Origin of the sequence: Ideonella sp., assembly GCF_035254525.1 — a bacterium.
Classification (GTDB): domain Bacteria; phylum Pseudomonadota; class Gammaproteobacteria; order Burkholderiales; family Burkholderiaceae_C; genus Ideonella.
Genome location: NZ_DATFAN010000063.1, coordinates 1 through 5,584, shown reverse-complemented (window position 1 = coordinate 5,584; position 5,584 = coordinate 1). Strand labels below are relative to the sequence as shown.

At 70.6% G+C, this 5,584-nt stretch carries 6 protein-coding genes; 1 reads left to right on the top strand and 5 read right to left on the bottom strand.

What is annotated here, in order from left to right; translation table 11 throughout:
* The 4 genes from VJ693_RS06000 to VJ693_RS05985 form a co-directional block, all read right to left on the bottom strand.
* A partial coding sequence (locus VJ693_RS06000; protein ID WP_324152600.1) for a proton-conducting transporter membrane subunit occupies window positions 1-776 on the bottom strand: 776 nt, incomplete at its 3' end.
* The gene (locus tag VJ693_RS05995) at window positions 773-1,348 is read right to left on the bottom strand and encodes a hypothetical protein (protein WP_324152599.1); all 576 of its coding nucleotides are present in this window, start codon (window positions 1,346-1,348) and stop codon (window positions 773-775) included. The genes VJ693_RS06000 and VJ693_RS05995, both read right to left, overlap by 4 nt.
* Window positions 1,345-2,277, bottom strand: a complete 933-nt coding sequence (locus VJ693_RS05990; protein WP_324152598.1) for a respiratory chain complex I subunit 1 family protein — start codon at window positions 2,275-2,277, stop codon at window positions 1,345-1,347. Before VJ693_RS05990 ends, VJ693_RS05995 begins: the two co-directional genes overlap by 4 nt.
* Window positions 2,274-4,292 (bottom strand): proton-conducting transporter membrane subunit, encoded by a 2,019-nt coding sequence (locus VJ693_RS05985; RefSeq protein WP_324152597.1) that lies wholly within the window; start codon window positions 4,290-4,292, stop codon window positions 2,274-2,276. The genes VJ693_RS05990 and VJ693_RS05985 overlap by 4 nt, the downstream gene beginning before the upstream one ends.
* 79 nt (window positions 4,293-4,371) lie before the next feature.
* Between VJ693_RS05985 and VJ693_RS05980 the strand changes: the two genes are divergently transcribed.
* Window positions 4,372-4,572: a ribbon-helix-helix protein, CopG family gene (locus tag VJ693_RS05980; RefSeq protein WP_324152596.1), complete on the top strand. Its 201-nt coding sequence runs from the start codon at window positions 4,372-4,374 to the stop codon at window positions 4,570-4,572.
* A gap of 66 nt (window positions 4,573-4,638) precedes the next feature.
* On the opposite strand, the gene metG is transcribed toward VJ693_RS05980, so the two are convergent.
* Window positions 4,639-5,584: methionine--tRNA ligase subunit beta (gene metG / locus VJ693_RS05975; RefSeq protein ID WP_324152595.1), on the bottom strand; the 946-nt coding region annotated here is incomplete at its 5' end.

Genomic DNA, 5,584 nt, shown 5'->3' with positions numbered 1-5,584 from the left:
CCGTGGAAGACCTGCAGCACGCGCAGCACCGCGACGATGCTGATGTTGAACTGCACCGCGGCCAGCAGTGCGCTGGTGCTGGTCGGCGCGGCCTCGTAGGTCTCGGGCAGCCAGCTGTACAGCGGGGCGAGGCCGAGCTTGCTGCCCAGGCCGAACAGCATCAGCGCCAGGCCGAGGCGCTGCCAGCCGTCGCCCGAGGCCGGCAGCGTGGCGCCCAGCGCGTCGAACGCGAAATCGAGCGACACCCCCTGCAGCTGTGCCGAGCGGGTCAGGCACAGGATGCCGAGGAAGGTCAGCGCCAGCGACATGCTGGAGTACATCAGGTAGTGCCAGGCGACCCGGCGCGAGCGCGGCGTGTCGCCCTGGGCCACCAGCGGCGCCGCGCACAGCGTGGTCAGCTCGATCGCCGCCCACTGCAGCAGCAGGTGGTTGGCGAGGATGCCGAGGTTCATCGCCAGCATGAAGGCCAGCGTCAGCGCGGCGCGCGGCAGCAGGCTGCGGGCCAGCACGCGCGAGGTGCTGACGCGCGACGACATGTAGACGCTGATGCCGAGGAAGACGCTGTTGACGACCAGCACGAACAGCAGTGAGGTCGCGTCGAGCACCAGGTAGCGCCCGGCGAAGTACAGCGGCAGATCGGCGAGCGCCACGCGGGCCACGACGAGGCTGGTGATGCCCAGCATCACCAGCGCCGCGACGACCAGCGCCGGGCCGGCCCACAGGCCGCGGTCCGGCCGGCCGCTGCTGACGCCGGGGATCACGGTGTCGGCCATCATCGCGAGCCCTCCGCCTCGATCAGCCGGCTGCCGACACCGACGGTGCCCACGAAGACCGCACTCAGGGCCAGGTGCACCGGCAGCGGCCACGGCGCCGGCATCAGCAGCTCGAACAGCGCGATCGCGTTCTCCATGAACAGCACCGCCACGAGCTGCGCCGGCGGCGCATCGTTGGCTGCCAGCAGCAGCAGCGCGACCGCAACGGTGGCCGCCACGGTGCCCAGCGTCAGCGCCTCGTGCTCGCCCAGCGGCGGTGCGCCGAACTCGAAGGCCAGCACGATCAGCGCGATCGCGATTGCCCAGGCGAACAGGTTGGACGGCATCAGGTCGCGCTGCGTCTCGGCGCGGCGCACGACCACCTGCTTCAGCCAGCGGGGCGCCACGAAAGCGCGCAGCAGCAGCACCTCGGCCAGCGCCGCCCACTCGTGCGGGCCGGCCTCGCCGTGGTGCACGAAGCCGGCGGCCCCGAGCGCCGCCGCCTGCAGCACCAGCCACCATGGCGCCGAGCCGAGCTTGCCGAAGAAGATCGGGATCACCGCCGCCGCGAGGAACGCCACCAGCGCGACCGTCATGACGCGCTCCCCGCCAGCCAGCCCGAGGCGCCGAGCGCCAGCGCGGCGAGCGCCGTCGCGGCCAGCAGATAGCGCGGCACGTGCTGCATGCGCAGCCGCGCGGTCAGCGATTCGATGCAGCCGACGAGCACCGCGACGGCAGCCATGATCGCCAGCGACACGGCGATCGCCGGCGCCGGCGCATTGCGCGGGTCGAGCGGGTTCAGCAGCGCGGCGATCAGCCCGGCATACATCGTCAGCTTCAGCGCCGCGGCGTACTGCATCGCGGCCAGCTCGGGGCCGCTGTGGTCGAGCACCATCACCTCGTGGACCATGGTCAGCTCGAGGTGGGTCAGCGGGTCGTCGACCGGCACCCGCGCGGCTTCGGCCTGCAGCAGCACGAGCAGGATCGCCACGGCCGGCGCGCCCAGCCAGGCGAACGATGCCGAGGCATGCCAGTGGCCGATCAGCCCGGCGAAGCTGGTCTGGCCGGTGGCGACCGCGGCGCTGCCCACCAGCAGGAACAGCGCCGGCTCGATGAAGGCGGTGAACGAGGCTTCGCGCGCGGTGCCCATGCCCTCGAAGGCGCTGCCGACGTCCATTGCCGACAGCATCAGGAACAGGCGCGCCAGCCCCAGCGTGTAGGCGAAGACGATGAAGTCGTGGCTGAACTGCAGCGGCGCGAAGGCGCCCAGGATGGGCGCGATCTGCGCAGCCAGCAGCGTCGCGGCCAGCACCACCCAGGGGCCGGCGCGAAACAGCGAGGTCGCCACCGTGCTGAGCACCGGCCGTTTGCGCATCAGGCGCGCCAGGTCCCAGCCCAGCTGCCACAGCCGCGGCCCGCGCCGGCCGCCCCACCAGGCCTTGGTGCGGTTGACGATGCCCACCATCAGCACCGGCATCGCCAGCACGATCAGGACGTGCGTGAGGATGAGCACAAGGGCCGTCACGGCAGCGGCCCCCCCGCCAGCACGATGGCCGCGGCCATCACGATCAGCGCCAGCAGCGCGCCGGCAAAGGCCAGGCGCGGGTCGTCTTCGCGCAGCTTCTTCGACAGCCCCTCGGCCGACTCGTCGCCGTGCTTGATGACCGAGAACAGCCGTCGCTCGACCGCGTCGACGCAGTCGGTGATCAGGTAGGCATCACTCGGGAAATAGCCTTGCGGCGCCTTCTGCCGGCGCAGCAGCACCATCAAGCCGCGAAAACGCTGGGCGAAATCCCACGAGAAGCTGCCGCCGGTGTATTGCATGCGCGGGTTCGGCGCGGTGTAGCCGCAGCCCCAGGTGACGTGGCGCGAGGCCGCGGGCGTGTCGGCCACCCGCGCCAGGCGCGAGCGCAGCCACCACAGCAGCAGCGCCGCCGCCGCGAGCGCACCCGAGATCGCGCCGATGCGCGACAGCGTCTGCCCGATCACCTGCAGCGCGCTCGCATCGGCGCCCGGCACGCCGGCCAGCGCGAGCCGCACGGCGCCGTCGACCATCGCCAGCCCGAGCACCGGGGCGACACCGAGCAGCACGACGCCCGCGGCGTGCAGGCCCATCGGCGCGAGCATCCAGGCGTTGACTTCCTGCGGCTTTTCGATCTCCGCGTCGCGCGGCGCGCCAAGGAACACCACGCCGAAGGCCCGCGTGATGCTGAGCGCCGACACCGCGCCGACGAAGGCCAGGCCCGCGCCGGTGGCGGCCAGCGCGACCTTGGCCCAGGGGGCGATCGGCGCGTTGTTGAACAGGCCCGCGTAGATCGTGAACTCGCTGGAGAAGCCGTTCAGCGGCGGCAGCGCCGAGATCGCCACGCCGCCGATCAGGAAGGCGACCGCCGTGGCCGGCATCAGCCGCGCGAGGCCACCGAGCTTCTCGACGTCGACCGTGTGGGTCGCCTGGTAGACCGCGCCGGCCGCGTAGAAGAGCTGGCACTTGAAGAAGGCGTGGTTCAGCACGTGCAGCAGCCCGCCGGCGAAGCCCAGCGCCACCAGCGGCGTGTTGCCCCAAGCCAGCCCGAGGCAGCCGACACCGAAGCCGAGCGCGGCAATGCCGACGTTCTCGGTCGACGAATAGCCGAGCAGGCGCTTCAGGTCGCGCTGGCCGACGGTGTAGAGCGCGCCGATCACCGCCGACAGCAACGCGAAGCCGATCAGGAACCAGCCCATCCACTCGTCGGGTTGGCCGATCAGCAGGATGAAGCGCACCAGCGCGTACAGCCCCGCCTTGTGGATCACGCCTGACATCAGCGCCGAGACGTGCGCCGGCGCGGCCGCGTGGGCGCGCGGCAGCCAGGAATGGAACGGGAAGAAGGCCGACTTCAGGCCGAAGCTGGCCAGCAGCAGCAGGAACACGAGGTTGCGTTCGGAGCCCGGGTGAGCGCGCAACCAGCGGCCGAAGCTGCCCAGCTCCCACGAGCCGGAATGGGTGTACAGGATCATGAACGCCGCGACCAGGAAGATCAGGCCGATGTGCGTCGAGACCAGGTAGTTGAAGCCGGCGAAGCGCACCTTCTGGTTCGGGTAGTCCCAGATCACCAGCAGCCAGGCGGCCAGTGCGGCGATTTCCCAGCCGAGCAGAAACACCAGCGCGTGCTCGCCGGTGTAGACCAGCACGAACGACAGCGCGGTCAGGTTCAGCAGCGCGTAGTGCACGCCCAGATGGCGCTCGCGGCTGTCGAGGTGGCGGCGCAGGTAGCCGACCGCGTAGACGCTGCCTGCCCAAGTCATCGGCAGCGACCAGGCGAGGAAGAACGCGCCCAGCGCGTCCAGCCGCATCTTCAGCGTGCCCACCGGGTAGGCCCAGGCCAATTCGCCCTCGAGCGGGGCGGCGCCCCACAGCACCGGCCAGGCGGCCCACAGCACCAGGGCCATCGCCAGCCCCTGGGTGATCAGGCCCAGCGCGGCGCGGGCCCGGTTGGGCACCGGCAGCAGGCAGGCAGCCGCGCCGAGCAGCAGCAGGGCCTGGGCAGCCAGCAGGGCGTTCATGCTCGGGTTGTCATCCGGGTGAAATCAAGTGCGGTTTGTATGATACTCGCATGTTAATAGAACTGACATACCAAACCCGATGGAACTCAAGACCGCGCGCCTGACGGTGCTGATCGACCCGGCCAAGAAGAAGGCACTCGAGGGCCTGTGCGCGCGCCAGGACGTGACGCCATCGCAGGTGGTGCGCCGCCTGATCCGCGACTACCTCGCGCAGCACGGCGTCAGCTTCGTGCCCAGCGGGGCCGACGATGCTGTGGGCGCGGCCGCCGACAAGGACTGACGGCCGACAAGAAAAAGCCCGCGGTGCTGGCGCACGGCGGGCTTGCTTGAGATGGGAGCGGCGAGCTCAGCGCACGCGCATGCCCGGCTGGGCGCCGGGGAAGGGCTCGAGCACGAAGATGCCCGGATTGGCCTTCTCGTCGGCGTGGCTCGCGGCGAGCACCATGCCTTCGGACAGGCCGAACTTCATCTTGCGCGGCGCGAGGTTGGCGACCATCACGGTCAGCTTGCCGATCAGGTCTTCCGGCTGGTAGGCGCTCTTGATGCCGGAGAAAACGTTTCGCGTGCGGCCTTCGCCCACGTCCAGCGTCAGGCGCAGCAGCTTGTCCGAGCCCTCGACGTGCTCGGCGTTGACGATCTTCGCGATGCGCAGGTCCACCGCGGCGAAGGCATCGATCTTGACCTCCGGCGCGATCGCCTCGCCGCCCGGCAGCGGCGCGGCCTCGGCCGCCGCGGCCGGCGGCTCGAACAGCGCGTCGAGCAGCTTGGCGTCGACCCGCTGCATCAGGTGCTCGTAGGCGCCGATGGTGTGCACGCCGAGCGCGCGCGCGGCGTCGTCGAACTGCAGCGCCGGGGTGCGCAGAAAGGCCTCGACCTTGGCCGCCAGCGCCGGCAGCACCGGCTTCAGGTAGATCGTCAGCAGGCGGAAGGCCTCGATGCAGGTGCTGCACACATCGTGCAGCGCCGCGGCGTTGTCGGTGCTCTTGGCGAGTTCCCAGGGCTTGTGCTGGTCGACGTATTCGTTGACCTTGTCGGCCAGCGCCATGATCTCGCGCAGCGCCTTGCCGAACTCGCGCTCTTCGTACAGCTCTTCGATGGTCGCGCGGTGGGCGCGCAGCGTCTCGAGCAGGCTGGAGCCCTCGACGCCGAGATCGCCCGACAGCGTGCCGCCGAAGCGCTTGGCCAGGAAGCCGGCCGCGCGGCTGGCGATGTTGATGTACTTGCCGACCAGATCCGAATTGACGCGGGCGATGAAGTCGTCGGGGTTGAAGTCGATGTCCTCGACGCGGGCG

Bases quoted from the DNA above. Each gene is read 5' to 3' on its own strand.
- VJ693_RS05995 (WP_324152599.1), bottom strand. From the start codon at position 1,348: ATGACGGTCGCGCTGGTGGCGTTCCTCGCGGCGGCGGTGATCCCGATC.
- VJ693_RS05980 (WP_324152596.1), top strand. From the start codon at position 4,372: ATGGAACTCAAGACCGCGCGCCTGACGGTGCTGATCGACCCGGCCAAG.
- VJ693_RS05985 (WP_324152597.1), bottom strand. From the start codon at position 4,292: ATGAACGCCCTGCTGGCTGCCCAGGCCCTGCTGCTGCTCGGCGCGGCT.